23 protein-coding genes are annotated in these 25,410 nt (G+C 58.6%); 15 read left to right on the forward strand and 8 right to left on the reverse strand.

Annotated elements, in window-relative coordinates; all coding sequences use genetic code 11:
* The first annotated feature begins 54 nt into the window (after positions 1-54).
* The 4 genes from mscL to ABIE63_RS08970 are packed head-to-tail and all read left to right on the forward strand — an operon-like array spanning position 55 to position 4,753.
* Entirely contained in the window at positions 55-501 is a 447-nt protein-coding gene (mscL, locus tag ABIE63_RS08955) for a large conductance mechanosensitive channel protein MscL (RefSeq protein WP_183416005.1), read from the forward strand.
* A gap of 45 nt (positions 502-546) precedes the next feature.
* Positions 547-2,040 (forward strand): helicase HerA-like domain-containing protein, encoded by a 1,494-nt coding sequence (locus tag ABIE63_RS08960; protein WP_354504096.1) that lies wholly within the window; start codon positions 547-549, stop codon positions 2,038-2,040.
* A gap of 7 nt (positions 2,041-2,047) precedes the next feature.
* Entirely contained in the window at positions 2,048-3,088 is a 1,041-nt protein-coding gene (locus tag ABIE63_RS08965; RefSeq protein WP_354504098.1) for a D-cysteine desulfhydrase family protein, read from the forward strand.
* Positions 3,089-3,124: 36 nt separating this feature from the next.
* On the forward strand, positions 3,125-4,753 hold the full coding sequence (locus tag ABIE63_RS08970) for a cation:proton antiporter (RefSeq protein WP_354504099.1): 1,629 nt from the start codon (positions 3,125-3,127) through the stop codon (positions 4,751-4,753).
* A 5-nt stretch (positions 4,754-4,758) separates the two neighbouring features.
* On the opposite strand, the gene ABIE63_RS08975 is transcribed toward ABIE63_RS08970, so the two are convergent.
* Positions 4,759-5,916 (reverse strand): YbfB/YjiJ family MFS transporter, encoded by a 1,158-nt coding sequence (locus ABIE63_RS08975; RefSeq protein WP_354504100.1) that lies wholly within the window; start codon positions 5,914-5,916, stop codon positions 4,759-4,761.
* 105 nt (positions 5,917-6,021) lie between these two features.
* Positions 6,022-7,296 (reverse strand): MFS transporter, encoded by a 1,275-nt coding sequence (locus ABIE63_RS08980; protein WP_354504102.1) that lies wholly within the window; start codon positions 7,294-7,296, stop codon positions 6,022-6,024.
* Positions 7,297-7,409: 113 nt separating this feature from the next.
* On the opposite strand from ABIE63_RS08980, the gene ABIE63_RS08985 reads away from it, so the two are divergent.
* Positions 7,410-8,435: a methionine synthase gene (locus ABIE63_RS08985; protein ID WP_354504103.1), complete on the forward strand. Its 1,026-nt coding sequence runs from the start codon at positions 7,410-7,412 to the stop codon at positions 8,433-8,435.
* On the forward strand, positions 8,435-8,890 hold the full coding sequence (locus ABIE63_RS08990; RefSeq protein ID WP_354504104.1) for a cupin domain-containing protein: 456 nt from the start codon (positions 8,435-8,437) through the stop codon (positions 8,888-8,890). Before ABIE63_RS08985 ends, ABIE63_RS08990 begins: the two co-directional genes overlap by 1 nt.
* A 34-nt stretch (positions 8,891-8,924) precedes the next feature.
* Here ABIE63_RS08990 and ABIE63_RS08995 read toward each other — a convergent pair whose 3' ends face one another.
* Positions 8,925-9,554, reverse strand: coding sequence for a DUF1326 domain-containing protein (locus ABIE63_RS08995; protein ID WP_354504106.1), 630 nt, complete (start codon positions 9,552-9,554; stop codon positions 8,925-8,927).
* Positions 9,555-9,745: 191 nt separating this feature from the next.
* Between ABIE63_RS08995 and ABIE63_RS09000 the strand changes: the two genes are divergently transcribed.
* The 3 genes from ABIE63_RS09000 to ABIE63_RS09010 all read left to right on the forward strand — a co-directional run bounded on the left by ABIE63_RS09000 (position 9,746) and on the right by ABIE63_RS09010 (position 11,381).
* Entirely contained in the window at positions 9,746-10,387 is a 642-nt protein-coding gene (locus tag ABIE63_RS09000; protein ID WP_354504108.1) for a DUF1326 domain-containing protein, read from the forward strand.
* A gap of 36 nt (positions 10,388-10,423) precedes the next feature.
* Positions 10,424-11,185 (forward strand): DUF2182 domain-containing protein, encoded by a 762-nt coding sequence (locus tag ABIE63_RS09005; protein ID WP_354504110.1) that lies wholly within the window; start codon positions 10,424-10,426, stop codon positions 11,183-11,185.
* Between the two features lie 73 nt (positions 11,186-11,258).
* Positions 11,259-11,381 carry a hypothetical protein gene (locus ABIE63_RS09010; RefSeq protein WP_281369925.1) on the forward strand — a complete coding sequence of 41 codons (123 nt, stop codon included), beginning with the start codon at positions 11,259-11,261 and terminating at the stop codon, positions 11,379-11,381.
* A gap of 85 nt (positions 11,382-11,466) precedes the next feature.
* Here ABIE63_RS09010 and ABIE63_RS09015 read toward each other — a convergent pair whose 3' ends face one another.
* Positions 11,467-12,303 (reverse strand): class I SAM-dependent methyltransferase, encoded by an 837-nt coding sequence (locus ABIE63_RS09015; RefSeq protein ID WP_354504112.1) that lies wholly within the window; start codon positions 12,301-12,303, stop codon positions 11,467-11,469.
* A gap of 221 nt (positions 12,304-12,524) precedes the next feature.
* On the opposite strand from ABIE63_RS09015, the gene ABIE63_RS09020 reads away from it, so the two are divergent.
* Positions 12,525-12,734 (forward strand): cold-shock protein, encoded by a 210-nt coding sequence (locus ABIE63_RS09020; RefSeq protein ID WP_183416017.1) that lies wholly within the window; start codon positions 12,525-12,527, stop codon positions 12,732-12,734.
* A 90-nt stretch (positions 12,735-12,824) separates the two neighbouring features.
* Here ABIE63_RS09020 and ABIE63_RS09025 read toward each other — a convergent pair whose 3' ends face one another.
* A complete protein-coding gene (locus ABIE63_RS09025; RefSeq protein ID WP_354504113.1) occupies positions 12,825-13,334 on the reverse strand; it encodes a hypothetical protein in 510 nt (169 codons plus the stop codon).
* A gap of 144 nt (positions 13,335-13,478) precedes the next feature.
* Between ABIE63_RS09025 and ABIE63_RS09030 the strand changes: the two genes are divergently transcribed.
* On the forward strand, positions 13,479-14,906 hold the full coding sequence (locus ABIE63_RS09030; RefSeq protein ID WP_354504114.1) for a radical SAM protein: 1,428 nt from the start codon (positions 13,479-13,481) through the stop codon (positions 14,904-14,906).
* A gap of 373 nt (positions 14,907-15,279) precedes the next feature.
* Here ABIE63_RS09030 and ABIE63_RS09035 read toward each other — a convergent pair whose 3' ends face one another.
* Positions 15,280-15,492, reverse strand: coding sequence for a DUF2061 domain-containing protein (locus ABIE63_RS09035; RefSeq protein ID WP_183416020.1), 213 nt, complete (start codon positions 15,490-15,492; stop codon positions 15,280-15,282).
* Positions 15,493-15,704: 212 nt separating this feature from the next.
* Between ABIE63_RS09035 and ABIE63_RS09040 the strand changes: the two genes are divergently transcribed.
* The 4 genes from ABIE63_RS09040 to ABIE63_RS09055 all read left to right on the forward strand — a co-directional run bounded on the left by ABIE63_RS09040 (position 15,705) and on the right by ABIE63_RS09055 (position 22,056).
* Positions 15,705-16,685 carry a carbon-nitrogen hydrolase family protein gene (locus ABIE63_RS09040; protein WP_183416021.1) on the forward strand — a complete coding sequence of 327 codons (981 nt, stop codon included), beginning with the start codon at positions 15,705-15,707 and terminating at the stop codon, positions 16,683-16,685.
* 39 nt (positions 16,686-16,724) lie between these two features.
* Positions 16,725-19,493, forward strand: coding sequence for an aminotransferase class I/II-fold pyridoxal phosphate-dependent enzyme (locus ABIE63_RS09045; RefSeq protein ID WP_354504115.1), 2,769 nt, complete (start codon positions 16,725-16,727; stop codon positions 19,491-19,493).
* 76 nt (positions 19,494-19,569) lie between these two features.
* Positions 19,570-21,075 carry a biotin carboxylase gene (locus ABIE63_RS09050; protein ID WP_354504116.1) on the forward strand — a complete coding sequence of 502 codons (1,506 nt, stop codon included), beginning with the start codon at positions 19,570-19,572 and terminating at the stop codon, positions 21,073-21,075.
* Positions 21,076-21,078: 3 nt separating this feature from the next.
* The gene (locus ABIE63_RS09055; protein WP_354504117.1) at positions 21,079-22,056 is read left to right on the forward strand and encodes a C45 family peptidase; all 978 of its coding nucleotides are present in this window, start codon (positions 21,079-21,081) and stop codon (positions 22,054-22,056) included.
* A gap of 4 nt (positions 22,057-22,060) precedes the next feature.
* Here the strand turns inward: ABIE63_RS09055 and ABIE63_RS09060 are convergent, their stop codons facing one another.
* Together ABIE63_RS09060 and ABIE63_RS09065 are read right to left on the reverse strand one after the other, a co-directional pair.
* Positions 22,061-23,290, reverse strand: a complete 1,230-nt coding sequence (locus ABIE63_RS09060; protein ID WP_354504119.1) for an amidohydrolase family protein — start codon at positions 23,288-23,290, stop codon at positions 22,061-22,063.
* Positions 23,291-23,360: 70 nt separating this feature from the next.
* Positions 23,361-25,403 carry an NADH:flavin oxidoreductase gene (locus ABIE63_RS09065; protein ID WP_354504120.1) on the reverse strand — a complete coding sequence of 681 codons (2,043 nt, stop codon included), beginning with the start codon at positions 25,401-25,403 and terminating at the stop codon, positions 23,361-23,363.
* Positions 25,404-25,410 lie beyond the last annotated feature (7 nt).

The following is a 25,410-nucleotide window of genomic DNA, read 5'->3' on the forward strand; positions in this document are numbered from 1 at the left end:
CTCAACTTGGCTCTCTAGTATGAAGGGCGGCGTTGGAAAAGGGAGAGGAAGAACATGCTCAAAGAGTTCAAAGAATTTGCCATGCGCGGCAATGTCGTCGACATGGCCGTTGGTATCATTATCGGTGCGGCATTCGGGGGTATCGTCAAATCACTCGTGGCTGACGTGATCATGCCCCCGATCGGTGTTTTGTTGGGCGGCGTGGATTTCTCCAACATTTTTATCAACCTGTCGGGCGGCGACTTTGACTCATTGGCCGCCGCGCAGGAAGCCGGTGCGGCGACGTTGAACATCGGCGTCTTCATCAACACGGTCATCAATTTCGTTATCGTAGCCTTCGCTATCTTCTTGCTGATTCGCGCGATCAACCAACTCAAGCGCAAAGAAGAAGAGGCTCCCGCCGCCGAGCCAACGACAAAGGATTGCCCGCACTGCCTTTCGACCATTCCCGTCAAGGCGACACGTTGCGGTCATTGCACATCGCAACTGAATGCCGCCTGAGCCTTTGGTGGATCGCTCAAGTTCACATTAGGACGGGATGACCGAATGACCGACGACCTTGGAATCTTCATCGGCAAGGGCGAGACAGCACAGTTTCTCGACCTTGCCCGGGCTAATCGGCACGGCTTGATCGCCGGCGCGACAGGGACGGGCAAAACCGTGTCCCTGCAGATTCTAGCGGAAGGTTTTTCGGATCGGGGCGTCCCGGTCTTCCTGTCCGATGTGAAGGGCGACCTCTCGGGAATTAGTCAACCAGGCGCGCCGAAGGATTTTCTTTTCAAACGGGCCGAGACCATTGGCTTGGAAGGCTACGGCTTCAAGCCCTACCCAACGGTATTTTGGGACATCTTCGGCGAACAGGGGCACCCTATTCGCGCGACGATTTCCGAAATGGGGCCCTTGCTTCTCTCGCGATTGTTGGAGTTGAACGACACCCAGGAAGGCGTCCTGAACGTCGCATTCGCGGTTGCCGACCGCCAGGGACTCCTGCTGTTGGACCTCAACGATCTGCGCTCGATGCTGACTTTCGTGGCGGAGAACGCCTCCCAGATTTCTGTTGAGTACGGCCATGTGACCGCCGCCTCGGTAGGCGCTATCCAGCGCCGCCTTTTGACGTTGAAGACCCAGGGCGGCGATCGGTTCTTCGGCGAGCCCGCGCTCAAGCTGGCCGACTTCATGCGCACCACCTACGAAGGGCGGGGCTTCATAAACATTCTGGCTGCCGATAAGCTGGTGACCTCGCCAAAGGTGTACGCAACCATGCTGTTATGGCTGATCTCCGAGCTTTTCGAGGAGTTGCCGGAGGTAGGGGACCCGGAAAAGCCCCGATTGGTCTTCTTCTTCGATGAAGCACACCTGCTGTTTAGCGACGCTCCCAAGGCTTTGTTGGACCGTGTCGCACAGGTTGTGCGGCTCATTCGATCGAAGGGAGTCGGCGTCTATTTCGTTACCCAGAACCCGCTTGATGTTCCCGAGGAGGTCCTTGGCCAGCTAGGCAACCGGGTGCAGCACGCACTGCGCGCCTTCACGCCCCGTGACGCGAAGGCTGTTCGGTCGGCCGCCCAGACGTTCCGGCAAAACCCTGCCTTCGATGCCGAAACGGCCATCACCGAACTTGGGGTTGGCGAAGCTTTGACCTCGACGCTAGATCGCAAGGGCGTTCCCAGTATCGTCCAACGAACCTTGATTCGCCCGCCGTCATCCAGGCTTGGTCCTGCCAGCCCGGCGGAGCGCCAGGAAGTGATCGCGCGCAGTCCGGTGGCCGGGGTTTACGACACCGCCATAGACCGTGAGTCCGCACACGAAATTTTGACTCGCCGAGCGGCCGAGAAAGCAGCTACCGAGGCATCGGAGCGCGAGGCAGAACAACGGGCTAAGGAACAGCAAAAACTCGAACGCGAGAGCAAGCGCGCGCCCTCTCGAAGATCAAACCGCCAAGGGATCGGCGAGGCTTTTGCAAAATCTGTGGTGCGTACGATCGGTTCGCAAATCGGCCGGCAACTTCTTAGAGGAATCCTGGGGTCACTTACAAAAGGTTAGCCACAATATGGGCACTAAGAAACGCGCGACCCTGATAGATCGACTGGAACGACTGCCTCGCGTCCGCCTTGGGCAATTGCCTACTCCCTTGGAGCGGCTGGATCGTCTCAGCAATGAAACCGGTGGCGCAGAAATCTGGGTAAAGCGTGATGACTGCACCGGCTTGGCATTCGGCGGCAATAAAGTCCGTCAGCTGGAGTATTATCTCGGTCAGGCCAGAAAAGCTGAGGCCGACAGCGTACTGATTACCGGGGCCGTGCAATCCAATTTCGTACGCTCCTGCGCTGCCGCGGCGGCGAAGATGGGCCTGGAGTGTCACATACAACTTGAAGAGCGTGTGCCCAGGGACGATGAATTCTATCGTCAGTCCGGCAACGTCTTGTTGGACCGCCTGCTGGGCGCCCAAATTTACAGCTATGCGAGCGGCGAAGATGAAGGCGGCGCCGACCGCCGCCTCGGCGAGATCGCATCCGACCTTCGGGCAGCCGGGAAGCGACCCTACATCGTGCCGCTGTCTCCGGGGCACCCGCCCTTTGGCGCACTGGGTTATGTAGCGGCGGCGGCTGAACTAGCGGCACAGCTTGCAGATCAAGACCTTACGCCACAGGAGATCATCGTCGCATCGGGCAGCGGCGCTACCCACGCCGGGCTTCTGTTCGGCATCAGAGCCCTGGAGTTGGATATCGTCGTGACCGGAATCTGCGTCCGGCGGGACGCGACCGCCCAAAGACAGCGGATCGTAGCGCGTTGTCAGGAAATCGCTGATCTGCTGCAGATGGACAACCCCGTCCGGAACCATGACCTGCTGCTCGACGACAGTTATCTTGCACCGGGCTACGGCAGGCTGAACGCCGCTTCAAAGGCCGCATTGCTCGCCACGGCGCGCAGCGAAGGTTTGCTGCTCGATCCGGTCTATACAGCCAAACCGATGGCCGCCTGCCTGGATCGCGCGGCAGCAGCGCAGGCCGGGTGTAAAATAATTTTCATTCATACTGGAGGCACGCCCGCACTCTTCGGGTATCATGCTGATCTGCAGACGCTTTTCTAAGCCTCTGCCCATCCTGGCCTTCGTGGAAGGAGCAGCATGCACGAACCAGACTTACTAGTTGACGTAACGGTCATTCTGCTGGCAGCCATAACCGCTGCAGCGCTCTTCCAACGTCTCAAGGTAAGTGTGGTTCTGGGCTATCTCCTGGCAGGCGTCGTTGTGGGCCCGGGCGCGCTGGGTCTTGTCGCCCGCAACGAGACCATCGATTTACTGGCCGAGCTGGGCGTAGTGTTCCTGCTGTTCTCCGTTGGCCTGGAATTACCCCTGCAGCGTCTGCGAACCCTGCGCAATCAGATGTTGGGGCTCGGCCTGGCTCAGGTCGTGGCAACCATAGTGGTGATCCTGGCCCTACTCTGGCTGGCAGGTTTCAATCCGGCGGAAGCTTTCGTCCTCGCCGCCGCGCTCGCCCTGTCTTCCACCGCACTCGTTTTGCGGATGCTGTCGGATAGCCGCGAGATCGCAACCCGCGTCGGCCGCAATGCCCTGGCGGTTCTATTGACCCAGGACGTCGTCGTCGCCGTTCTCCTTGTGGCGGTCGGAATCCTTGGGCAAACGAGCGACGTCGGCTGGGAGGGGCTGGCATTGATCGCCGGGCGCGTGGCGCTGGCACTGGTGCTGTTCCTATTCCTTGCGCCACGGCTGACACAGTTCCTGTTTTCCCGCGTTGCCGCCTTGGCCTTGCCGGAAATCTTTACCGCCCTGACCCTCTTGATCGTCATTCTCTTCGCCTGGGTCAGCGAAGCCGTCGGCCTGTCCATGGGCCTGGGAGCCTTCATCGCGGGTATGCTGCTTGCCGAGACCAGTTATCGCCACCAGGTGGCTGCCGATATCTTGCCTTTCCGTGTCCTGTTGTTGGGGCTTTTCTTCTTGTCCGTGGGTATGTCCTTGGACCTCTCCTATGCCTTCGCCGAGGCGGACAAGGTTTTGGGCTTGGCTATCGGATTACTCGCGATCAAAGGTGTAATCCTCTTTGTCATCGCAAGCAGCGCCCGTCAGATGCCTGGAGAGGCACTGCGGCTGTCGCTTCTGCTTGCCCAGGGCGGTGAATTCTCCTTTGTCCTGATCGGGGTCGGCGCCGGGCATGGATTGGTCGGCGCGGAGAACGCCCAGCTTTTCATCGTCGCGGTGGCTATCAGTATGATCGCAACGCCCCTACTGGCTAAAGCCGGACGGACCCTGCAACGCCGCATAGATCATCCCAGAGCCGCGCTGCCGGAGTCCGAGGGAGAAAATAAGGAAACACCGGAGGACCACGTAGTGATCGCGGGGTTTGGACGCCTGGGTCGGACTCTGGCCGGCAATCTTACCCAAGATAACCTGCCCTACATCGCCGTCGATATCAGCGGTCAGGAGGTCGACCTGGCCCGGCGAGAGGGTTTCCGCGTTTACTTCGGTGACGCAACCCGCCCGGAAGTCCTGGAGGCCCTGCACCTCGGCGCGGCCCGCGCGGTGGCGATCTGCATCAGCGACCCCGAGCACACCAGCCAGTTGGTTGCCTTGATTCACTACATTTTTCCGGAAATGCCGATTCTGGCCCGTGCTTACGACGAACGACACGCCGCTGAATTGAGGGCGCTGGGGGCCACCGACGTTATCACCGAGCTTTCCGCCACCGGCCGACAGTTCGCGCGCAAACTAGGCGCGGGCACGACCAGGGACGACTGAAGCGCTCAGGCCCGCGCTTTCAACCCGAGGCCGGCCGCGACGACCAGCAGACCTGCCGCGACCAGGGAGGGTGCGGTGAAGGAGCCGGTCAGGTCGTGGGTGTAGCCCGCGAACCCCGGCCCGATCACTTGGCCCAGTCCGAAGGCCGCCGTCATCAAGCCCAGGCTACGGCGCGGGTCTCCTTGCGACAGCGAGCGCGCGTGCATCAGGCCCAAAGCAGTCAGGCCCATGAAGGTTCCACCCAGCAGGGCCGCCGCCAGCAACACCGCCACGAGGTCGGTCGAGAGGACGCTGAGAGCCACACCAAAGGCCTGGACGAGACAAGCCACGACAAAGCTGCGATCATTCCCAATCCGGCGTCCCATCCATCCCCAGAAAGCCACCGAAGGGGCCGCGGCCACGCCGACCGTCAGCCAGACGTAGGGCTCGATGGGCTGCAACAGTGGATCGCTGCGCACCATGGTCGAGATGAAAGTGGCGGTGATGACGTAACCGAACCCGAAAAGCCCGTAAGCGATGATAAGGGCGATCAAGCGCGTGTCCCGCTTGCCTTCACGCCGGACTGGGGGAGCGGCCGCTTGAACGGTCTTTCGAGCGGGCACAAGGCGAATCACCGCTATCAGCGCAACGAATGACAAAAGCCCGCTGGCCAACCAAAGGCTGCTCCAACTGCCGCCAAACGCCGCCAAAGCACTAACCAGCAGCGACGAGACAACGATGCCGACGCCGACACCCGCGAAGAACAAGGCTGAGAGCTTACCGCGACCAGCCTGGGTCAGCGCCTCGAGGATATAGGCCGCCGAGAAGATCAAGGCAAAAGCACTCGCCACGCCGCTCACGAACCGCAACAACAGGAACGGGGCCATCTCATCGACCAACCCCATAGCTGCAGTCGTTGCCGCGCTAACGCCCAATGCGGATAGGAACCAGAGGCGACGATCGCCTGGAAGGTGTGACTTCGATGCGGCCAGTGCGCCCAACAAGTATCCAAGAAAATTAGCGGAAGCGATGAGGCCGGCTTGGGGCGGCGTCAGATCCAACGCCTCCTGCATGAAGGGCAGGATGGGTGTGTAGACGAAACGCCCGATGCCCATCGCCGTTGCCAGGGTAATGAGGCCGCCGGTCGCCAACAGTATGGATGATGCCGATGATCTTTCCGTCATTGTTCGATGATATCAGTTGCCTCTCACACCTACAGAATGCAGATCGGGAAGGCCTGCCATGCCTATTGAAATCTGTCGTCCTGAATCTTGCTATTCTTCCGCAAGTTAGTTGTCTTGCACCGGCGCGGCGCGGTCTTGGTCGCCAGCGGCGGCGGGATCCAGCGGAATGGTGCCCGGGCTCGCCGCGACCGTCGCCAGCGACCAATCGTCCTGGGTCACAGGGGCCTTGCGCCAGATCATGCGGAAGATCGTAAAACCAGCCAACCCCCAGAGGATGAGCGACAGAAAAAGGGCAAATCCCGACGGCCCGGCCGCTTCCATGAAGAAGGAAGCAAGCGGCGTACCGATCACCGAGCCAAAGCTGTAGGTCAGCGATAGCGCCGCGGCGACACCGACAAGCGATGTCTTGGGAAGACGGTCATTCGTATAGGCCAGCATGACGGCGTAAAGCGGAAAAATGCTCGTCCCGATAACCGCCGCCGTCAGCAAGAGAAGCGGCCAGGCGACATCTCCCGGTTCCAAAAGAAACCAGACCAATCCACTCCCTAGGGCGCCGAAAAGAGCAACCGAAAGGATGACGGCTCGCCGGTCGAAGCGATCAGATAGCCAACCGATGGGAAACTGAAAAAGCAGCCCGCAAAACATGGCGACCGACATGAACCCCGCAATGCTTTCCGCATCCAAGCCCATACGCGCGCCAAAAGTCGAACCCAGACCCAAAAAAGCACCCTGCCCCGCACTGATGACACCGATGCCAATCACGCCCAACGGCGTCTCGCGAAACAACCAAATCAACCCGAAGCTGTTCGCCTTTGTTGGCTCCTCGACGACAGGAGCGCTGGCGCGCGTCAGCGTGATCGGCACCAGCGCGAAGGAAAACATGATCGAAGCGATCACGAAGAGGTCGAAGCCCGAGGCCGGCGCGAGTCCCGAGATGATCGGCCCAACGATATAGCCGACAAAGGCGGCGCTGCCGTAAAGCGATAACAAGCGTCCCCGGTAACGGTTGTCTGCCCTGGCGTTCAACCAGCTTTCCACGACGATGTAGAGCCCCGCGAAGCAAAAGCCGGTGACGAAGCGCATCAAAGCCCAGGCATAAGGATCAACGATCAAGGCGTGGGCAAGCGCAATGCCCGAAACAATGGACCCGAAGGCGGCGAAGGTGCGGATATGGCCTGCGATCCAAACCACGCGCGGCGCCAGCAGCGCACCGAGACCGAAACCGGCAAAATAGGCTGCAGAAATCCAACCGATGGTCGGCAGCGAGAATCCTTCCAAATCCGCCCGCAGGCCCAGAACAACGAACTGTAGACTATTGCCCGCCAACAAAAGCGCGAAGCTGACGATAAGCGCCATAACCGAAAGCAGTAGCATACGCATCGCTCTAGAACTCCCATCCGGTTGCGCGATATCGCCGGTGCCGCCTATCCTGGCAACCTCATTGCCTGATCCCTTTGGCTTGAGCAACCACCAAACGACAGGGAGCAACCGAAATGCTGCGCACGACGATTGCGGGAAGCCTGCCAAAGCCGCATTGGCTGGCAGAACCTGAAAAGCTATGGGCCGCCTGGCAGTATGAAGGCGAAGCGCTTGTCCAGGCGCAACGCGACGCGGCCCTGACCTGGGTAAAGCATCAGGAAGATTGCGGCATCGATATCGTGACCGAGGGCGAGCAGTTCCGCATCCATTTTGTCCATGGCTTCTTGCAGCAAGTCGAAGGCATCGATTGGGATAAGAAGACAAAGATGGGAATCCGCGACAATCGCTACGAAGTCGATGTGCCGACGGTCACGGCACCGGTTAAGCGCAAAGGCTCCGTTCATGGCGCCCAGGCCGCGTTTGTACGCAGCCATACCAAAAACGAGCTGAAGTTCACCCTGCCTGGACCCATGACGATCTGTGACACGATCGCGGACGGTCACTACGGCCGTCGCGCGGACATGGCCATGGCCTTCGCGGAAATTCTCAACGAGGAAGCCCGCGAACTCGAGGCCCTTGGTGTCGATGTCATTCAGTTCGACGAACCGGCCTTCAACGTCTTCATGAAGGATGTCCAGGATTGGGGCGTGGTCGCCCTGGAGCGGGCCATAGAGGGTCTCTCCTGCAAGACGGCCGTCCACATCTGCTACGGCTACGGCATCAAGGCCAACATCGATTGGAAGAAGACCCTGGGCAGCGAGTGGCGCCAGTACGAAGAAATCTTCCCGGCACTCAACCGAAGCAAAGTCCAGCAGGTTTCCCTGGAATGCGCCAATTCAAAAGTGCCCTTGTCCCTTCTGGCATTGCTGGATCAAAAGGAGCTGCTTGTCGGCGCCATAGATGTGGCGTCACTGGATGTGGAAACACCCGAGCAGGTCGCGCAAACCTTGCGCCAGGCAATGGCCTACGCGGAGCCTGAACGTATCTTCCCCTGCACCAACTGTGGCATGGCACCGCTGCCCCGCCACGTAGCCGAGGGGAAACTAGAGGCCTTGGGCGCAGGCGCCAAGCTGCTTCGCCGGGACCTCGGCGTGGCCTGATGGTTGCTGAGTCTCAAAGCAACGGTCGACCACAGGGACGCGCCGCTGAAATTATCGAGGCTTTGAAACTATGCCCGCACCCGGAAGGCGGCTGGTTTGTTGAAACTTTTCGAGACACCGCCGCCGACGGACGTCGCGGTACCATAACCCAGATTTACTATCTGCTGGCCGCTGGAGAACGATCCGCTTGGCATCGGGTCACCGATGCCACGGAGATCTGGCACCACTATGACGGCGCGCCCTTGCAGCTATCCCTTGCGGATGAGGCCGCGGGGCGGCGGGTCGTGATACTGGGCAAGGACGTCCAAAACGGCGAGCAACTCAACGCCGTAGTGCCTTTGGGTTGCTGGCAGGCGGCTCACTCGCTAGGGGACTGGACTCTGGTCGGCTGCACGGTCGCACCCGCCTTTGAGTTTGCAGGCTTTGAAATGGCGCCGGACGGTTGGGAACCTTAATGACCGTCACCTTCCTTTTGACCCACTGTTCCGGTCAGTGCACCACACCACTTCCCGAATGACGCAGCACGTTGAACTGACCGTAGCTGTTGTTCAAATCTAGCTTGATCGCGCCGGTGGCCTTGGTGGATGCACTCCCGATCTCCGCCAATTCGAACTCGATCCCGTTGGGTATATCAATGCGCACCCTGTGTTCATCGCCGGTCGCCGGAGAGACTATCGGTTGTCCAACCGATGTGATCACCCCCTCGACGGAGACTTTGGCGCGGCGAGCATCGATATCGATCTCCAACTCTATCGCTTTGAACAGCGGTTCATGGATGTGGCTGGACATTGCGTGAAATACCCACCAGTGCGTTGCTGCTTCCTCGGTTTCACCACCATAAAGTACGGTCTGCAAAGCATGGCGCTGTTGTGCATTAGCGCGCTCGTCAATGATGGCTTGAAGGGTCCCGTTGCCTTCGAAGATCGGACCGGGCCAAGCGTAGAGCATGACCACACGCAGTCCATCCAACTCTACATCGCCATAATGCCCCTTGTTGACTTGCAGCGCTTCGAAACCACGACAATGGCCTTCGTTCGGCAAGGCCTCAAACTGACAGGGGCAACCCCAATCGCAATTGCAGTTTCCGAACTCCAAGCCCTCGATATACCAATCGATCATCTCCCACTCCTCTGACGGCGCCTCCCCCACGCTCCGACAACTCAATATTTCTCTCCAGGGTCGTTTATTGTCATATTATTGCATTTTTTTGAATATCGTGCGAGGCTCGCCGCTTGCCAACCCCAAGCAAGAGGGTGACCGACCGTGAGACCGAGAGGCGGTACGTTTGTCGCACTGCAAGGGAGCTCACCATGTCGAGTACAGATTGGGCTTTAAAGGCCGTTGAAATGGCAACGTGCAACTGCGATTGGGGCTGTCCCTGTCAGTTCAATGCTTTGCCGACCCACGGCGACTGTCGAGCCGTCGTTACCATTCGGATCGAAAAAGGCCACTTCGGTGATGTCTCGTTGGACGGCGTGACCTTTGCTTGCCTTTTCTCCTGGCCCGGACCGATTCACATGGGCCAAGGACAAGGCCAGCTTATCGTCGAGGAATCCGCGAGCCCCGACCAAAGAGCTGCGATCGAGAAAATCTACCGCGGCGAGGATACTGAGCCCGGCGCCACTGTCTTCAATGTTTTTTCCAATGTAATCGATAAGTACCATGAGACACTGACGAAGCCGATCACGTTTACCGCCGATATTGGTGAACGAACCGGAAGTGTTCGAATTCCTGGCATTGTCGAGGCGTCAGGGGAACCGATCCGTAATCCGGTAACCGGCCTGCCACACCGGGCCCGTGTAAACCTGCCACACGGGTTCGAGTACGATGTTGCGGAGTACGCCAGCGGGAGCGCGAAGACATTGAGCGGCCCCATCGAACTGCTTTGGAATTCAAGCCATGCCCATTTCACGCAACTCGATTGGACGCCCGCCGGCCCACGGCACGGATAGGCTTCTGCCACCGATCCAGCACAGGTCGAGCACTGCATGACCGGAATGGTCGCGATCCTCAAGCATGACCGTTGGATCGTTGGGGGTGCGCTTGTCCTTGTGACACTGGGATCCTGGGCCTATTTGCTGACCGGCGCGGGTATCTCGATGACCCCTGCGGATAAGCTCTGGAGCCCAGGCTACTTCCTGGCGATGCTGCTAATGTGGTGCGTCATGATGGTCGCCATGATGCTGCCGAGCGCAGCGCCCATGATCCTGACGTTCGCTGCGATCGGTCGCAAGCAAACCAAGTTTGGCGCGAGAAACCTGGCGTTGGTCCTTTTTACGTCCGGCTATCTTATCGTGTGGTGCGGATTCAGTTTGGGGGCAGTGTTTCTCCAATGGGCGCTGCAACGTGCCGGGTACCCCAGCATGATGCTGGCGGACAACGCGCCCCTTCTAAGCGGCGCGCTTTTGATCGCCGCAGGACTTTGGCAACTCACGCCCATCAAGCAGCAGTGTCTGCGCCATTGCCAAAGTCCGGTGAAATTCCTGATCCTGCGGTATCGCCCCGGTCTACCGGCAGCCCTCAAGATGGGGTGCCAGCACGGCCTATTCTGTCTGGGCTGCTGCTGGTTCCTGATGCTGCTTCTATTCTATGGCGGCGTGATGAACATCGCCTGGATTGGCGGATTGGCGCTGTTCGTACTCGTCGAGAAACTTACGCCTCCGGGACATTGGGTGACAAAAACGACGGGGTGGCTCCTCATAATCTGGGGCGTGATCTGGAGCGCCACCGGAATTCACCTGGTCAGTTAACCCTAGCGACTTTTTTAATGATTTTAACAATAGAGTCTCCTAGGATGCCGCGGGCAACGCAGGGAGTAGGCAGATGGAAAAAGGTAACGGCATTGTTTACGTCATAATCGGGGTCGTCTCCGCCTTGATTATGTATACCGTTGCAGTCCCGGGCGGCTGGGATTGGATCGAAGATGTGCTCTACTTCCAGTACTAACCTCAATCAGGGCGCGCCATGCTGCGCTGAATTCCTGCTGAGCGCGGCTTAATTCCCGCCACCCAGGATTGCGTCCGTCCTCGTATCACATCGCTTTTCGCGTGATGATCTCTACCGGCGTTACGGCACCCCCAGAAAGACCAGCGCGTAAGTTCCCGATTTTTTCCGGCGCCGTTTTACCCATCACAACATGGGCGCCGAGACTACGCGGTAGCTTTCCCTTGGATTCCTCTGCCATCCGCTCGAAGAACGCCAACGCTTCGGCCGTTCGTTCGTGTTCTGCCACCACATTCAAACCGGCGGCCTTCAGGGCCAAACGATACTCTTCCGGCTTTGCCAGAAAACTGATCCGCGCGTGGCTGGCCCAGGGAACCGGGTAGCTGATATCCGCCGTGCCAACCCGCATGACATCGTAAACCCCGAAAGCCGCACCGGGCTTGAGTACCCGCGCGACCTCACGAAACAAGGCCGCCTTGTCGGCAATATTCATCCCCACGTGGAGCATGTAACCACCGTCGAAGCTGTCCGCCTGAAAGGGCATGTCCAGCGCACTACCACAGTGCATTTCCACCGCATCCGTCAGTTTCGTAACCCGGTTTAACGTCTCGGCCACCCTGACGAAATCACCAACGAGATCGATCCCGGTAATGTGGCAGCTCTTTTGCTGCGCAATCGCCCTTGCAGGCCCGCCGACGCCCGCGCCCACGTCGAGCCACCGCTGACCCGCAAGAATGTTCAGGCGATCTGCAAGCTTCAACGTCGCATCGAGGCCGCCGATATGAAACTCATCGACGGGCGCCAAATCAACGGGAGACGGGCTTTGCCCGTCGAATCCCAACTCAGCAAGGGCCCGTCGAAAGCCCTCTTCAAGGTCTCCATGGCTGTAATGTGCGGCGACGTCGCTACTGCTTGATTCTGGCATCAATTCCTTGTCCTTGCCGAAAGGGCTGAGGTCTAAAACAGTGATTTTCGTTGCGTAGAACATAGCACTCAAGCTTAAATATTCGCTCAGTTTCCGAGCGCACGGCGTATTTGGCTTTGTCTAGCCTGGCTAAGTTGCTTAACCCCGTGGAACTCGGCGAATTGACATCCGCCAAGGTAGGGAACCTCGGCGGCTTTGCTATGACGAGGAGGGATTCCCCAATGACTAAAGGAACCGTAAAGTGGTTCAATGCGACCAAGGGATATGGCTTCATTACACCTGAGGACGACACCAAGGATGCATTCGTCCACATCTCCGCAGTTGAGCGCGCCGGACTTACCGGCCTCAAGGAAGGACAGGTCGTTAGCTACGATCTGGAAGCCGGCAAGAATGGTAAAATGTCGGCGCAGAACCTGCGGGTGGAGGAGTAAGCGCGTTTTTGCTTACGAGAATAAAGGCCCGTCGTTTTGCGGCGGGCCTTTATCTTTCAGCATCATTGCAACTCAATCTGCGACGAGCGTTTAGGGAAGAATCTCCGCTGGCGCGGACTTGCGGCAGACATACCAGCCGCCGCCGCTTTGCGTTTCAAACCCCGCCACGCCCCAACCGGTCGCAACTTCCGAACGATCGAAGGCAATGGCATAAAGCTGCACCTGGCCGATCAGATCGCTGCTGTCCATCGCGACGACCCGTTGCGTCGAACCGGACGTCACAACGGCAATCGGCAATCGGTCTACGAGAAATTCCGAACTGTTCTCCCGGTTGATCGTTACGCGCAGCACCGCATCTTTCCCGTCGCGCACGAAAGCGACCACATCGCGCCCAGGACTGATAGGCGAGCCCTCAGGCAGTTGCTTGCTGTATCCGTACAGCTTGCGCGGACCATCGCAGATCAAAGCAGGTCCGGCCGCATTGCGCACCTGGGCCGCTTCATCGGTCTGTGCGCGAAGGGGCGATGCGGTAAGAAAGGCCAGCAAGGCCAGGCCTGATGCCAGAAGGGCCGTCTTTATTCTCTGTCGGGGCCTGCTCATGATTCGATCCTTGCTCAATGATCCAAATACGCCGGATGCACGCTAACCTAGTCGGGAAATGTCCGATCGGCTAGAATAAGTCAGCGCCACAGAAAAAAGCCGTAATAGGCATATGGTGCAAGGTAGGAAAAATGGGGGGCAGGGTTGGACGCAGCCTATATCGCCAACATAGAAATCGTGGGCACGTGTAATCTTCGCTGCCCAGCTTGTGCCGTGGGCAATTACCCCGACGGCCAGCGTCAGCTAGGTAGCCTTGGCGGCACCATGCAGCTCGCCCGCTTCGAAGCCATTCTGGACAAGCTTGCTCTTGAATCGCCGGTTCCAAAAGAACAGCTCTTCGTGGCGCTCTACAGTTGGGGGGAGCCCCTGATCCACCCGAAAATCGACCTTCTCATCCGCGCCACCAAGGAGCGCGGATTCCAGGTCGGCGTTTCCAGCAACCTCAACTATGGCAACCATCTTGAAAAAATGATGTTGGCCGAGCCGACGGAGGTCTGCATCAGTCTCTCGGGTTTTCGGCAAGCGACCTACGGGCGGAGCCACCGCGGCGGCGATATAGAAATTGTCAAATCCAACATGCAGCGTCTCGCCGAAATCCGGGAGGCCAATGACCTCGATACAAAAATTATCGTGGCTTACCACCTCTATCGCCATAACTGCGGCCAGGATCTGTTTGAAATGGCAGAGTTGGCTGATCGGTTGCGTTTCACGTTGAACCCCGTATGGGCCCTGCTGTTACCCCTGGAAAAGCTTCTGGCCGCACGGGACGGAATGATTGCCCAAGCCGACCAGGAAACGGTCGCCAATCTGTTGCTCCACCCCGACGAGCAGTTTGCCATCGCCCGGGAAAATCTCGATCTCAAGGGCGGCTGCGATCTGCAAAGCAAGCGCATTGATGTGGATGTCGACGGCGCCGTGCGCCTGTGCTGCGCTACCTTTGAGCGCGGCACGAACATTGCGGCCGACTTCCTAGACCAGAGCCTGGACGACCTCCACCGGCGCAAAGAGCGCTCCAAACTATGCGACGACTGTATGGGTTGTGGTGCAAACCGTATCTTCATGGCCTCCGACATCGACCGCTGGATGGAGATTGGCGGGCCACGGATCGCTGCGCAAGGTTACCTCAATAACGCCGGCCTGGGCCGTTTGGACGCGCCAGACCTGCCGCGCGAACAGAACCTGCAAGCTGAACTTATCGCGGCCCACCATGCTGACGACAGGCGACGCTATGAAGCAGCCCATGCTGCCCTCGCCCGGCGTTTACGGCTCAAGTACGGATACGATGCCATTGACTTCTCCGCCTTTCGATCCCGCCTCACCCAACGGAGTGATACTGCTAAAGTGTGGCGGCGAGGCTTCCACGGGCCACTGGACCCCCTCCGTCTCTATTTCGTTCAAAACAGAGCGGCGCGGCGCTTTGGCCTAACTCCAACCCTTCATGGCGGAGACGACCTCCACGACCTTCTCGCACTCGCCAGGAATTGGGATGAAGGCGACACCCGATACCATGCGACGGCCCGAGAAATTGGGGATCATTGCCGACGGCTGCTGGATCGCTCCGCCGTCGCTTGATCGTTTGTTACAAATTTAGACATCACTTTAATGGCTTTGTCCCACTGTGTAGGGCCATATTTGTCCGGTATGGCGCTGTGAACTCGGAGACCACAATCCGGCGCGGCGCCAGACCTTGGGGGGCAAGAGTGGAGGCAGCCATGGCTGCGCATTTGGGTCAGAATTTGGTTGGTCAAAGTCTTGTTTGGCGGTTGCGACACCGATCAGGCATGCGTCGCATCATGGTGGGCGAATCTCGACGCTCGCGTTGGCGTCAGCTCTTTAGTGTTGTCACGTTGACATCGCTAAGACGCCCCAACCTGCAGCGACTTACACGACAACCAACGCCGCAAAGCTCAGTTAAGCCGGCTGCTTCCACCTTCTCACTTCTCCGTCAGGCGTGACAAATGGTTCCCGTGGCGTCGGCAGGTATCCTGCGACGCCACGCACGCTCATGAAAATAGAAAACGACCGTGTTGGCGAGCGGCTCCAGCAAGGCAACACCGGTCGCCACTGCGAGTGACCCGGTCAGGGCAAATGTAACCGCGAATCCAACAGTAAAATGCAGGACAGCGAAGGATGCGGTCTTCAGGATATCGCGCGCCATGCTCCTTCTTTCCTTCATTAGAATGATAATGATTCGCAAATATATTGCTAACCTGCGACATTCACAAGCACTTGCTCCAAAATAATCGTGAACGGGTCCGCCTCCAGATGCATAGCTGCTGCGCTTTCGTTTAAAAGGCGGTTTTCCGCCCTTGGCGCGGGCTTTCCCCGTCCCTATGATCGCGCCGAACGCACTCTAGAGATTGGATTCCAATGACGCCGTTTGCCATTGCAGGGATGCAACTGCACATCACCGCCGTGCAGGAGAACCTCAGCCACATGAAACATCAGCTCGATTTGCTGATGCTGCGCTTCCCGTGGGTACAGATGGTCATGTTCAGTGAACTGGCTCCCTTTGGGCCCTTGCAAAGCAATGCGGGATCGTTCGAGCGCACCGAAGAGGTTATGAGCGGTTGGGCGCGCCACCACGGAATCTGGTTGCTTTCCGGCTCCATGTTCGAAGGGACGCTGGATGGCAAGGTCTACAATACCACTAGCGTCTTCAATCCCCAGGGTGAAGTCGTCGGGCGCCATCGCAAGCTCTTTCCCTTTTGCCCTTACGAGCAGGATACCGCGCCCGGCACAGAGTTCCTGGTGTTCGATGTCCCTGAGGTCGGGCGATTCGGCGTATCCATCTGCTATGATATCTGGTTCCCGGAAACCACGCGCACACTGACGTCGATGGGCGCTGAAGTTTTACTGCACCCCGTACTGACAGGAACCCTGGACCGGGAGGTGGAGATTTCGATCGCGCGAGCGACAGCCGCCATGTTCCAGTGTTATGTCTTCGACATCAACGGCATTGGTGCGGGCGGCGTGGGTCGCTCGGCGGTGTTCGATCCCTCGGGCGCACAGATTCATCAGGCCGCCGGCCAGGAGGAGTACATTCCTCTGGAAATCGATCTTGATCAGGTGCGCAGGCAGCGGGAAGTCGGCTTGAAAGGGCTTGGCCAGCCGCTGAAAAGTTTCCGCGACCGTGCTGTTGAATTTGACGTCTACCGGAGAGATTGGACGCAATCTCAATATCTTGCTACGCTTGGTCCCCTAGAAATACCGAAGCGCGGATCACGCGCCGGATTGAACAGGCAGGGAGACACAAGCGATGCGCAAGGATCGGGCGCAAGTGATGCGCTGTCGGAAAATGACGCCCCCTCAACCGTTGGCGCGACTCTCAAAACCGTCGGCGGTTTCTAAGCCAAATCGGGAGAGCCGGCAGGCGCTCCGGCACCGCGTATGAGCAGCGAATTGACTTCCGGCTCAGGCCCGGCGCTCAACGAGTATTACAATGCCTCACAGTTACGCGCAGATTCCTGGAGCCGCTTGAAGGCGGATTCCGCGCGTTTAGCTGCGGCAGCCGCCAGCGCCGATACATCGAGCCTGCAACGCCGGGTCGCTGAAACCATGGCGATGCTCGAACCCATCGAGATTTACTGGGCCTTTCCGGGCCGCCACAACTTCAAGCACTTGCAACGGCTTTTCGAGTTGGGAGAGTACGTCGGCATGTCGCGCAGCATCGCCCGGATCGTGCGATCGCTGATGAGCAATGCCTACCGGCACAAAGCCATCCCACTTGGTCTGAACGGCGAAACCGAGGAGCAGGAGGACGCGGACAGCGTCATTGAATCCGCGGAGGAAGTTGCGCATCAGCGCCCCTACTTCGAGATTCTCGTGGTCGACAACATGACCCTGGGACAGGAACAGGCACTCCGCCATAGCCTGCGGAAGATGCGCCGCAGCGAGGATCAATTCATCTATGAAGCCGTGATCGTGCCCTCTTTCGAGGATGCGGTCATCGCCGTCCTGCAGAACCACAATATTCAGGCCGTCGTCGCCCGCTACGGTTTTTCCTATCGCTCGGTGCATAATTTTGCCCTGCTCCACCGCAGCCTGACGCGCATCGACGAACGGCATATCGCGGACCTGCAGAGCGAGGACTACGGCATCGCCCTGGCCCGTGTTTGCGAAACCCTGCGCCCGGAGTTGGATTTTTACCTGGTAACCGATCAATCGGTGGAAGACGTGGCGGGACGCGTCCCGCAAAACTGCCGCCGCGTCTTCTACAATCAGGAAGACTATGTCGAACTGCACCTCAATATCCTGCGGGGCATCAACAAGCGCTATAAATCGCCATTCTTCAGCGCCTTACGGGAATATGCCAGGCAACCAACCGGCGTGTTCCATGCCATGCCGATCTCGCGTGGGAAGTCGATCACGAAGTCCCATTGGATCAAGGATATGGGCGAGTTTTACGGCCTCAATATCTTCTTGGCGGAAACCTCGGCGACCTCGGGCGGGTTGGACTCGCTCCTCGACCCTCACGGCCCTATCAAAGAGGCACAGGAACTCGCAGCGCGGGCCTTTGGCGCGAAGCAGACTTACTTCGTCACCAACGGGACTTCGACCGCCAACAAAATCGTCGTTCAGTCCTTGATACGTCCCGGCGACATCGTGCTGGTGGACCGCGACTGCCACAAATCGCACCATTACGGCATGGTCCTGTCCGGCGCACAGGTCATCTACCTCGACTCCTACCCGCTCGACCAGTTCTCGATGTATGGCGCTGTGCCGCTTCGGGAAATCAAGCACCAATTGCTGAAGCTGAAGAAGGCCGGGAAACTTGACCGGGTAAAGCTGTTGCTTCTTACAAACTGCACCTTTGACGGCATCGTCTACAATGTAGAGCGGTTCATGCAGGAATGCCTTGCCATCAAGCCCGATCTCGTTTTCCTCTGGGATGAGGCTTGGTTCGCTTTCGCCCGATTTGGACCGACTTATCGCCAGCGCACGGCTATGCATTGCGCCAAGGCCTTGCGTGAACGCTATTGCAGCGACGACTACAGGGAAACCTACGTTGCCTGGAAGGAAGAGTTCGACAAACTCGACCCGGAGGACGAGGCGACATGGCTGGATCGGCCGCTCTTACCCGATCCCGATCAAGTCGTAATCCGGACTTACGCTTGCCAGTCGACGCACAAGACCCTGACCTCTTTGCGCCAAGGCTCGATGATCCATGTCTACGATCAGTCTTTCCGGACGAAGGTCGAAGATGCGTTCCACGAAGCTTACATGACCCACACCTCCACCTCGCCCAACTACCAGATACTGGCCTCGCTGGATGTCGGTCGCCGCCAGGTCGAGCTGGAAGGGTTCGAACTGGTCCAAAAGCAAGTCGAGATGGCGATGGTCTTGCGGCAAGCCGTGGCCAGCCATCCCTTGCTGCGCAAGCACTTCCGCTTCCTGACGGTGCAGGACATGATTCCCGAGGAGTACCGCAAATCCGGCATCAAGAAATACTATGATCCCGAGGATGGCTGGACGCGGATTTGGGAAGCCTGGGCTGAAGATGAGTTCGTTCTGGACGCCACACGCCTGACACTCTATGTCGGCGACATCGGGATCGACGGCGATACCTTCAAAAATCGTTACCTGATGGAAAAGTACGGGATTCAGGTCAACAAGACCTCGCGCAATACGGTCCTGTTTATGACCAACATCGGCACCACGCGCAGTTCTGTTGCATATCTGATAGAGGTACTTGTCAGCATTGCGCATGAATTGGAGGAAGAGTCCGCAGATGCCAATCAGGCCGAACAGCGCGTGCATGCCCGCAAGGTACATTCCCTGACCAAGGAATTACCCCCGCTACCGGATTTCAGCCGCTTCCACGGCACTTTCCAACCGGGAGGCGATGACAGTACGGGTGAAGGCGACCTGCGAACCGCTTACTTCCTGGCTTACGACGACAGTAAGTGTGATTTTCTCCCGATCGAAGACGATACGATCGACAAAAAGCTGAAGGCCGGTGAAGACGTGGTTTCCGCCATGTTTGTCATTCCCTACCCGCCCGGCTTCCCGATCCTAGTTCCCGGTCAGGTAGTCAGTCCGGAGATTCTGGAGTTCATGCGCAAGCTGGACGTTAAGGAAATTCACGGCTACAGGCCGGAAATCGGGTTGCGCGTCTTCACCAAGGAAGCACTATCCGAGGAAGCGCAGAAGAATTAGCGCTCCCGAAAAGCCAAGAAAGAAGGAACGCCCACAAGACCAAAGCACCATGACATTGAACTGAGGGAGGCACCCCGTGGCCACAAAGAAAACCGCAGGAAAGAAGAAGCCCGCCGCCAAGACAGCCAAAGCAAAACGCGCGCCCGCGAAGAAATCCTTGGCCGGCATGTCCGATATCAGGCGCTATTTTCACCGAAACGACACACCGATTTTCTTTATCAGCGCCACGAACTTCAACCTGCTGGGTATGGATGAATGGTGCAAGAAGTTCAAATTCATCAACTACTTGGACTGTTACGACGGGCGCCATCCCAACACCTTTGTTCCGCAGGAGATTCCCCACCCTGAGTTCGAGTCCATCGAGGACATCAACAACTATCTGCTGCAGCACAAGGAGGTGCTGGACTACATCAAATCCTTTGGCGGCAAGCCAAAGGCCTGCTTCCTCATGTTCGACGAGAAAACCGAGGAACTGGCGAAGAAAGCCGGTTTGCAAACTTGGTTCCCCAAGGCCAAGTTGCGGAGCCGGATCGACGATAAGATCGAAACTGTGCGTATCGGCAATCGCGCCGGCGTTCCCAGCGTTCCCAACGTCTTGGTCAAAGTGAAGTCCTATGAGGACATGCGCGCCAAGACAAAAAAGCTGGGACCCGACCTAGTGGTTCAGACCGCCTATGGCGATTCCGGACATACCACCTTCTTTATCTCAACCGAGAAGGATTGGAAGAATCACGCCGAAGAGATCATCGCCGGTGGCGAAGTAAAAATCATGAAGCGCATCAACTGCAGGGGTGCTGCGATTGAGGCCTGCACAACGCGTGCCGGCACCATCGTCGGCCCCTTGATGACCGAGCTTGTTGGGTTCAAGGAACTGACTCCTTACAAGGGCGGCTGGTGCGGCAACGAGATTTTCGCCGACAGCTTCACCCCGGAGCTTCGGGAGAAAGCCAGGGACCTGACCTTCCGTTTCGGCGAGGAACTTCGCAAAACCGGCTATCGCGGCTATTTCGAGCTGGATTTCCTGATCGATCAGCAAAGCGGAGATATTTGGCTGGGTGAGTGCAATCCGCGCGTCACGGGCGCCAGTTCTATGACCAATCACGCGGCTTTCGCGCATGCCGATGCCCCCTTGTTCCTGTTCCATCTGTTGGAATTCAGCGGCGTTGATTTCAAACTCGACGTCGATGAAATCAATGCCCGTTGGGCCGATTCCGATAACATCGACAGTTGGAGCCAAGCAGTCATCAAGCATACCGACGACTCAGTCGATATCCTGGTCGATGCGCCGGAATCGGGCATCTGGCGGATGAATGACGATGGTAGCCTGGACTATTCACGTTTCGACTATCACCGACGGGCTGTGGCCAGCGAAAACGAGGCCTTCTTTTTAAGGATCGCTAATACCGGCGACTATCGCTATGAAGGGGCCGACCTTGGGATCCTGATCACACGCGGGCGCCTGATGACCAAAAACTTTAAGCTGAACGACCGTGGCAAAAAGTGGATCGATGCCTTCCGTGGCCGCTTCGTCGGTCGCTCGCTGACACCGCACTTTTCGCCCGGATCCTTCAAGATCATGTAGGCAATGCGTTTCGAGTTCCAATCCATCGACGAGGCCTATCCGGGCACCAAGTGGCAGACGGTCTTCAACAGCCTCTGGCCTGCCTATAAGGCTTGGTTCCTGTCGCAAGGATTGGAGCAGCGCGCGACCTATCTGGAATGCCGGGAGGCCGTACAGCGATACCTGCCGCGCTTTCTCGGCACCTATGATCTGCTGGTCGAACTGGCGGGCGGCAGCGACCTTGTCGCCCGTTTCCTGAGTCTTTGGAAACCGCCCGCCTATATCGCCGGCTGCTCCCAGGTGGTATGGCCCGGTGACGAACCTGTTCTGATTCGCAATTACGATTACGCCCCGCAGGCCTGCGACGGCATCATCCTGAGATCGGCCTGGAACGGCATGAGGGTCATAGCCATGCTGGATTCCATGTCCGGCACGCTGGATGGGGTGAACGAGGCGGGCCTGGCGGTCAGCCTGACTTTCGGCGGCAGGCGCGTCGTAGGCGAGGGCTTCGGCGCCCCGATGATCGTACGCTACATTTTAGAGTTCTGCGAAACGGCGGAGGAAGCCCGCCGGGTTCTGGAAGCCGTGCCCTCCTTCATGGCGCACAACGTCACGCTGGTGGATCGAAAGGGCCGTTTCCTGACCGCCTTTCTGTCGCCGGACCGCCGGGCCGTCATTCGGCAGGTTCCCATTGCGACCAATCATCAAGGCGAGGTCGAGTGGCATAACCACGCCCGCGCAACGGCTACCCTGCAACGGGAGAACTTCCTGTCGTTTCGCCTGTCGGAGCCCGACACCACGCCGGAAAAACTGGCGGATGCCTTCCTGCAACCGCCACTCTACACCCGTGCCTACGACGAAGGCTTCGGCACCATATATACGGCCGTCTACTACCCGCAAAGAGGCAAAGCGCTCTACAAATGGTGGGACGCAACCCTGGAGTTATCCTTCAACCGCTTCAGTGAAACCATGGTCCCGATCATCTTTCAAAAACGAGCCTAGCCTCTTACTCCGCCGCCTGACGCAAAACCTCTCCATCGGTTCGTCGGTCCAGCGCCACGCGGCCGTTCTTCATGATCAGCAGATGGTTGGATTGATCGGCCGCGCGGTTGATATCCGATAGCGGGTCACCGCTCACCAGCAGCAAATCGGCCGCGAATCCCTCCGCCAAGCGGCCCCGGTCTTCCAACCGCATCAACTCGCTGCCGTTGCGGGTGCCGATCAACAAGGCGTCCTTGGGTGAGATGCCGATCGTCTCGACCATGTACTTCAACTCCTGAGCATTTTCGCCATGTCTGTTAAAGGGCGTGCCGGCATCGGTACCCATGGCGATCTTGCCGCCCGCGGCGTAGTAAGTCTTGATCGATTCTTTTTGAGTTTCCGCCCACTTGCGGGCTTTCTCCAGCGCATAGGCGGGAATGCCGCGGTTGTCATTGCTGACGATGTTCCAAAGCGCCGCTAGCGTCGGCACGACGAAGGTTCCACGTTCCAACATCAGCTCAATGCAGGTCTCGGTCAGGCAAAAGCCGTGCTCGATGGAATCAATACCGCCCCTGACCGCATTGAGAATGCCCTGCTCGCCCTGGGCGTGGCTGGCGCAATGGCGATGGAAGCGATGCGCCTCGCCAATTCCGGCAGCCATCTCCTCTTCTGTGTAGTGGGCATCTTCGGGGTTAACCCCTGGCGTCATCACGCCGCCGGTCGCCATGATCTTCACCAGATCGCTACCTGCGTGAATCTGTTCACGCACCGCCTTGATGACCTCGTCCACACCGTCTGCGATACGGCCCCAACGGTTTCCGTGTCCGCCGGTCATGCAAATGATGCGACCGGACGCCATGATCGTCGGCCCAAGCTGAATGCCTGAGTTACAGGCATCACGAACCGCGAACTCCAGAAACTCTTTGCCGCCGCAGTCACGGATGGAGGTGATACCACCCTTGAGCGTCGCTTGTGCGTGCTGCAATGCGCGCATGGTCAATTGCCCGGGCTTCAGTTTCTCTGCCGCGGTACCGGGGTCCGCCTCGCCACCCAAACAGAGATGCACGTGACAATCGATCAATCCGGGCAGCAAGCTTGCATCCTTTGTATCGACCCGCTGCCCAGCAAAGCCTTCGAACTCCGCCAAGGGTGCGATACGCACGATTCGACCCCTGTCGACCAACAACCCGTGGCCGCTCAACATTTCGCCATTCGGCGCAAAGACATTGCCGCCGCTAAATAGTACGCCGCTCATCGCCAGCTCCTTGGAAATCATCAAACCGATTCTGAAACTATGCCGCGCCCGGCACCGCTTGGCAAAGCGATCAGAAAGTCATGCAGAGTCTAAGGCCATCGTAGATGGCAGCATGGATGTTGCGGCTGGCGACGGCATCGCCGATACGGAACAACTGAAAGTCGCCGTCCGGGTTGCGGGTCACGCACTGGGGTTGGATAGCGACAAAGGCAGCCATATCGAGCTCCCCCAGATTGCGGGACAGCGGCTTCAACTCAAAATAGAGATCTTCAAGCGGCAAGGTCCCGTGCTCGACCACGACTTGGTCCACCTCGCGCTCGACAATCCGGTCAGAGTAGTCGCTTCCCAACGACGCTAGTAGCCCGTTGCCCGAACGCCGAACGGCGATCAGACGCGTGTTGATGGTGACACGCACGTCGCACTCGGAAAAACAGCGGGCATAAGGAACGTGATTCAGGCCGCCAATCTCGGGCGCGAAAAAGCGCTCCGGGCTGACCAACTCCAGTTTGGACCCTGCTTGGGCTATGAATTCCGCCGCTTCCATGCCCGGGTGCCCACCATTGTCGTCGAACAGCAGCACTCGCTCGCCCGGCTTCACGTCACCCGCCAGGATATCCCACGACGTGACGACCAGATCTCCACCTTCCGCCAACCAACCGGTGTCGGGCAAACCGCCTGTGGCGATCACCACAATGTCCGGCGTCTCACCCAGCACATCCTCGCGCTCGGCCCAGGTATTGAAACGAAAGGTAACCCCGAGACGTTCGCATTGGGCCAGACGCCAGTCGGCAATGCCGATCAGTTCCGAACGGCGTTTGAGTTGCGCGGCCAGGCGCACCTGGCCGCCCGGTTTGTCGGCAGCCTCAAAGACCACCACTTCATGGCCACGTTCGGCCGAAGCACGGGCCGCCTCCAATCCTGCCGGACCGGCGCCGACGATCACGATTTTCCTCTTTGGCCCATCCGATCGCCTCAGAACGTGGGGCAGACTCGCCTCGCGTCCCGTCGCTGGATTGTGGATACAAAGCGCCTCGTGCCCCTCGTAAATGCGGTCCAGGCAATAGGTGGCGCCGACGCAGGGACGAATTTCCTCCTCACGCCCTTCCGCCACCTTCCTGGCGATATGCGGGTCGGCAAGATGCGCGCGGGTCATGCCAACCATGTCAAGTTTGCCCTCGGCGATGGCATGACGGGCGGTGGCCACATCGGCGATACGAGCGGCGTGGAAAACCGGGAACTTGGTAATCTCCCGCACCTCTCCCGCGAAATCGAGATGGGGGGCCGAAGCCATCCCCTGAATCGGAATCACCTTTGAAAGCGCGGCATCTGTCTCGATGTGCCCCCGGATCAGGTTCAGAAAGTCGATACGGCCGCTGGCAACCAGCCGCTGCGCGATCTCCACGCCCTCTTCCCTGCTGAGGCCCTTGTCCCAATCCTCGTCGGCAACCAAGCGCAGGCCGACGATGAAATCCGTCCCAACGGCCGCGCGAATTGCCGCCAGGACCTCATGCGTAAATCGCAAGCGATTATCCAGGCTGCCGCCGTAGGCATCGTCACGCTGGTTGGTTGCCGGAGACCAGAAGCCGTCCATCAGATGACCGTAGGCTTCCAGTTCGATGCCGTCCAAGCCGGCTTCCTGCATGCGCTGAGCCGCGGCTGCATACTCCTTGGTAATGCGTTCGAGGTCCCAGTCCTCCGCAGTCTTGGGAAAGGCCCTGTGGGCGGGCTCGCGAATTGGCGACGGCGCCAGAACCGGTAGCCAATCCGAATGGTTCCAGTTGGTTCGGCGGCCAAGATGCGTCAATTGAATCATGACGGCAGCGCCTTCGGCATGACAGTCATCCGTCAGGCGTTTCAGCCAAGGTACTATCTCGTCCTTGTAAGCATGAAGATTTCCGAAGGCTGCCGGGCTGTCCGGGGACACAATGGCAGAGCCCGCCGTCATCGTCAGGGCGATCCCGCCTTTCGCTTTTTCAAGATGGTAGAGTCGGTAACGGTCGGTCGGCAAACCGTCTTCGGAATAGGCAGGCTCGTGCGAGGTGCTCATGATCCGGTTGCGCAGCGTCAGGTGCTTTAGTTGATAGGGTTGCAGCAGCGGGTCGTTCTCACGCATGCCGTCC

It is taken from the genome of Limibacillus sp. MBR-115 (genome assembly GCF_040549425.1).
GTDB lineage: Bacteria > Pseudomonadota > Alphaproteobacteria > Kiloniellales > CECT-8803 > Limibacillus > Limibacillus halophilus.

What these genes read in the sequence shown, in the direction of transcription:
- mscL (WP_183416005.1), top strand. Translation starts at nt 55, where the DNA reads ATGCTCAAAGAGTTCAAAGAATTTGCCATGCGCGGCAATGTCGTCGAC.
- ABIE63_RS08960 (WP_354504096.1), top strand. Translation starts at nt 547, where the DNA reads ATGACCGACGACCTTGGAATCTTCATCGGCAAGGGCGAGACAGCACAG.
- ABIE63_RS08965 (WP_354504098.1), top strand. Translation starts at nt 2,048, where the DNA reads ATGGGCACTAAGAAACGCGCGACCCTGATAGATCGACTGGAACGACTG.
- ABIE63_RS08970 (WP_354504099.1), top strand. Translation starts at nt 3,125, where the DNA reads ATGCACGAACCAGACTTACTAGTTGACGTAACGGTCATTCTGCTGGCA.
- ABIE63_RS08975 (WP_354504100.1), bottom strand. Translation starts at nt 5,916, where the DNA reads ATGACGGAAAGATCATCGGCATCATCCATACTGTTGGCGACCGGCGGC.
- ABIE63_RS08980 (WP_354504102.1), bottom strand. Translation starts at nt 7,296, where the DNA reads ATGCGTATGCTACTGCTTTCGGTTATGGCGCTTATCGTCAGCTTCGCG.
- ABIE63_RS08985 (WP_354504103.1), top strand. Translation starts at nt 7,410, where the DNA reads ATGCTGCGCACGACGATTGCGGGAAGCCTGCCAAAGCCGCATTGGCTG.
- ABIE63_RS08990 (WP_354504104.1), top strand. Translation starts at nt 8,435, where the DNA reads ATGGTTGCTGAGTCTCAAAGCAACGGTCGACCACAGGGACGCGCCGCT.
- ABIE63_RS08995 (WP_354504106.1), bottom strand. Translation starts at nt 9,554, where the DNA reads ATGATCGATTGGTATATCGAGGGCTTGGAGTTCGGAAACTGCAATTGC.
- ABIE63_RS09000 (WP_354504108.1), top strand. Translation starts at nt 9,746, where the DNA reads ATGTCGAGTACAGATTGGGCTTTAAAGGCCGTTGAAATGGCAACGTGC.
- ABIE63_RS09005 (WP_354504110.1), top strand. Translation starts at nt 10,424, where the DNA reads ATGACCGGAATGGTCGCGATCCTCAAGCATGACCGTTGGATCGTTGGG.
- ABIE63_RS09010 (WP_281369925.1), top strand. Translation starts at nt 11,259, where the DNA reads ATGGAAAAAGGTAACGGCATTGTTTACGTCATAATCGGGGTCGTCTCC.
- ABIE63_RS09015 (WP_354504112.1), bottom strand. Translation starts at nt 12,303, where the DNA reads ATGCCAGAATCAAGCAGTAGCGACGTCGCCGCACATTACAGCCATGGA.
- ABIE63_RS09020 (WP_183416017.1), top strand. Translation starts at nt 12,525, where the DNA reads ATGACTAAAGGAACCGTAAAGTGGTTCAATGCGACCAAGGGATATGGC.
- ABIE63_RS09025 (WP_354504113.1), bottom strand. Translation starts at nt 13,334, where the DNA reads ATGAGCAGGCCCCGACAGAGAATAAAGACGGCCCTTCTGGCATCAGGC.
- ABIE63_RS09035 (WP_183416020.1), bottom strand. Translation starts at nt 15,492, where the DNA reads ATGGCGCGCGATATCCTGAAGACCGCATCCTTCGCTGTCCTGCATTTT.
- ABIE63_RS09040 (WP_183416021.1), top strand. Translation starts at nt 15,705, where the DNA reads ATGACGCCGTTTGCCATTGCAGGGATGCAACTGCACATCACCGCCGTG.
- ABIE63_RS09045 (WP_354504115.1), top strand. Translation starts at nt 16,725, where the DNA reads ATGAGCAGCGAATTGACTTCCGGCTCAGGCCCGGCGCTCAACGAGTAT.
- ABIE63_RS09055 (WP_354504117.1), top strand. Translation starts at nt 21,079, where the DNA reads ATGCGTTTCGAGTTCCAATCCATCGACGAGGCCTATCCGGGCACCAAG.
- ABIE63_RS09060 (WP_354504119.1), bottom strand. Translation starts at nt 23,290, where the DNA reads ATGAGCGGCGTACTATTTAGCGGCGGCAATGTCTTTGCGCCGAATGGC.
- ABIE63_RS09065 (WP_354504120.1), bottom strand. Translation starts at nt 25,403, where the DNA reads ATGCGTGAGAACGACCCGCTGCTGCAACCCTATCAACTAAAGCACCTG.